Consider the following 3,256-nt stretch of genomic DNA (forward strand, 5'->3'; position numbering starts at 1 on the left):
CGAGCCGAAGTCAGTAAGAGACTCCATGGTGTACGCCCTCCTGCTGGCCAGCACCTTGCCGACCCGCGTCGATCCTGCCATGACAGCACGTCACGGATCCGCGAGAACCGGCCCGTCCCAGCAGGGCGTTGGCTACGTCTGCTGTCCTGCATCGACACTACCGAGCTGAGCCGGGCAGATCGGGGTCCTGATCCGGCACGCCCTGGGCATCGATGTCTGGGCAGCGCAGCTCGATGACTCCCTCGGCCGCCTGGCCGTGCCCGCCCCCACCGCCCGCGGATACGCAACCGCGCGGTTGACCGAGCGCGGCAGGACGAGCTGGACGCGATCGACCCGGGATGGTGCCCGGTCTGGGACACCGGGTGGCAGCGCTGCTACCGCCTCGTCCAGAACCACGTCCAGGCCGGCGACCCCTCCCGGAGGCTGCGGGCGACGTCGTCGTCCAGGGCGAAGACCTCGGCCGGCGGGTCACCGCGCAGCGGTACGGGTGGGAGCAGCTCCTGCCCGCACAGCAGCGGATCCTGGAGAACACCCCCAACATCACACCGGCCGAGGAGGACGAACGGCCGGTGAAGCAGACGCAGGATGCGAAGTGGGCGGCCAACCTCGCGGCGGCACGGCAGTTCCACGCCCGTCAAGGACACCTACGGGTGCCTCGGAAGCACGTCGAGCACCCTGGGGCCCGACAGGCCGTCAGGGCGGCGCTGATGGGCCCGTGGTGGTCAAGCTCGGCATGTGGCTCGACAACGTCCGCAAACGCGCCGCGAAACTCCCCGAACAACGCCGAACCGACCTCGACCAGCTCGGCATGCGCTGGTAATGGCGAGATCCTCCAGCGCCTGGACACCGATCGAGCTGTCTACCGCCCTACTGACGACCCGGAAAAGTAGGTCACCGGCATCCCCGTCACCGCCCGCATGACCCAGGCCCAGATCACCGACGCCGTCTGCCATACCTACAACCATGCGGGCGTGCGTCTGGTACTCATCGACGAGATCCACCGGCTCAACCCCCGCACCACCACCGGCGCGGAGACCACCGACCTGCTCAAAGATCTCACCGAACGCATCGGGGCGACGTTCGTGTACGCGGGCATCGACGTCACCACCACCGCGTTGTTCAGCGGTGTGCGCGGGGCGCAACTCGCCGCACGCGCGAGCTTGGTGGAATGCGGGGTGTTCCCGGCACGGCTCGGCACACGCGAGCCCTTCAGAGAACTGATCGCGGGGGTAGAAGCCGCACTCGATCTCCGTGCGCACCGGGTCGGGACACTCCCCCGCCACACCGCCCATCTACACCAGCGGACCGCAGGCAGGATCGGGAGCCTGACCCGGCTGATCCGCCAAGCCGCGATCACTAGCATCCTCGACGGCAGCGAACGCATCACGAAGACCAGCCTCGACCAGATCCGTATCGATCACCTCGCCGAGACCCACCACCGCCCCGCCACGAACGGGTTCCGCGCACCCCGCCGGTAGCCCCCTTCTTCTCTGCCCAGCGGTCGACACAGAAGGCTGTAACCAGGTAAAACACACCTGGGCCTTTAGGAGTTGACGCTATCTGAGGAACGCCAAGGCGATCTCAACGATAAAGAGACATCCCCAGACCAGCAGGCCTACTCCCCCGCGAACCCACGCTCACACAGTCTCAACCAATCCCGGATATCCCCAGCACACACCGCGCCCCGTACCTCAACTACACCCACCGAAACGACACCCGCCCACACCACACCACTGACCAGCACGAACACCCCACCCTCGTAGCGATCAGCAGCAAACTGACCACCACGCCCCGCAAGGCCGAAGGCGTTCGTCGCGCGCCAGATCCAGAAACGGATGGCCGAACCACGCGAGGTGACGGAGGCGGCCCTGTGGCTGCTGAGCGACCGCGCCTCGTTCACCACCGGCAGCCATGTGGCGGTGGACGGCGGCATCCTGGCCATCTGAACGGCAGGAGCCCGGACCGCACCCACTCCACGGCCACGACGGGCCGGCCCGCATCACGGGCCAGCCCGTCCCTCACTTCGTACGGCCACCGCCGCCCGCCGTCATCGACGGCACATCAGGCAGGGCGGACGCGTCAGTCGGTGCGGTCCACCCAGACACTCGCGACGTATCCCGCGCCCCAGGGGTTGGAGGCGACCGAAGCCTGGCCGACCGGGGCCCAGTCGCCGAGGACGATGCGCTGCGGCAGTCTGGGGTCGAGCGGGTTGAGCACCGCGTGGATCCGGTGCTGGCCGGTACCGCTGGTGCAGAGGCTGGAGAGGGTGCCGCTCCCGGACGAGACGGTGCAGTCGCCGGGCGCCGCCTGGGCGACGGGCGCCATGGCCAGCACCAGGCCCGCCGTGGCCGCCGCGAAGGCCACGGCTCCGGTGACGCGCTTGTGGGAAGGGGACTTCATGAACATGGGAACTCCTTCGTCCGATGACGACGCGTGATGGGAAGGGGCGCATGCGCGGATGGGGCGTGGAGCGGACCGGTCCGGCTTCTACGGGCGGATCCCATGGGGTGCCACGGACGCCGCAGACGCCAAAACGCGACAACTGATGAGAAAGCAGGTGATCGCCTGCTCGGTCGCGAGTCAGATCCTGCCGAGGTCCACGGCTTCCGGCAAGAGCTTCGCCAGATCTGGTACAGACCAATTTCGCCGTCTGCCGGGCGGCCGTGTGCCCTTCGCGGTATCAGACGCGTCGACGGGAATGCCCTGGTCCGCTCGTGGATTGGGAGTGAGTGGATCGGCGCCGTCCGACGGCCGGTCCGCCCGCCGAAGACGTCTCAAGGAGTGTGCCGCATGTCCTCACCGTCAGCCCCCCGCGTCCCCGAAGGGCCGCTCAAGGACCGTACGGTCGTCCTGATCGGCGGCGGATCGGGCATCGGGCTGCGGGTGGCCCACCAGGCCGTCGCCGCCGGAGCGCAGGTCGTCCTGGGCGGGCGTACGCAGGACCGCCTCGCCGCGGCCGCGCAGGAGCTGGGCGGCGCCGCCCGGTGGCAGACCGTCGACGTGACCGACGACGCGTCGCTGGCCGCGTTCTTCGACGGACTCGACCGGGTGGACCACCTGTTCACCTCCGCGGCGTCCTACCGCGTCGGTGCGCTGCGGGAGCTGAGCCCCCAGGACGCCGAAACCCCCTTCACCTCCAAGTTCTGGGGGCAGTACCACGCGGTGCGGCACGCGGCGCCGAAGCTATCGCCCGACGGCTCGGTCGTGCTCATGGCGGGTGCGGCCGGGGCACGCCCGCCCGGCCCCGCCCCCGCCT

At 69.3% G+C, this 3,256-nt stretch carries 2 protein-coding genes and 2 pseudogenes; 3 read left to right on the forward strand and 1 reads right to left on the reverse strand.

Annotated elements, in window-relative coordinates:
* Positions 1-896: 896 nt before the first annotated feature.
* Together EES42_RS31175 and EES42_RS31180 are read left to right on the forward strand one after the other, a co-directional pair.
* Positions 897-1,478 (forward strand): annotated as a pseudogene (locus EES42_RS31175) (TniB family NTP-binding protein); the annotation flags it as partial.
* A 336-nt stretch (positions 1,479-1,814) separates the two neighbouring features.
* A pseudogene (locus tag EES42_RS31180) lies at positions 1,815-1,946 on the forward strand (SDR family oxidoreductase); the annotation flags it as partial.
* A 133-nt stretch (positions 1,947-2,079) separates the two neighbouring features.
* Here the strand turns inward: EES42_RS31180 and EES42_RS31185 are convergent.
* Positions 2,080-2,400 carry a hypothetical protein gene (locus EES42_RS31185; protein WP_124721656.1) on the reverse strand — a complete coding sequence of 107 codons (321 nt, stop codon included), beginning with the start codon at positions 2,398-2,400 and terminating at the stop codon, positions 2,080-2,082.
* A 390-nt stretch (positions 2,401-2,790) separates the two neighbouring features.
* Here EES42_RS31185 and EES42_RS31190 point away from each other — a divergent pair.
* A partial coding sequence (locus tag EES42_RS31190) for an SDR family NAD(P)-dependent oxidoreductase (RefSeq protein ID WP_124722162.1) occupies positions 2,791-3,256 on the forward strand: 466 nt, incomplete at its 3' end.

This window comes from Streptomyces sp. ADI95-17 (genome assembly GCF_003846175.1).
Taxonomy (GTDB): domain Bacteria; phylum Actinomycetota; class Actinomycetes; order Streptomycetales; family Streptomycetaceae; genus Streptomyces; species Streptomyces sanglieri.

What these genes read in the sequence shown, in the direction of transcription:
- EES42_RS31185 (WP_124721656.1), bottom strand. Translation starts at nt 2,400, where the DNA reads ATGAAGTCCCCTTCCCACAAGCGCGTCACCGGAGCCGTGGCCTTCGCG.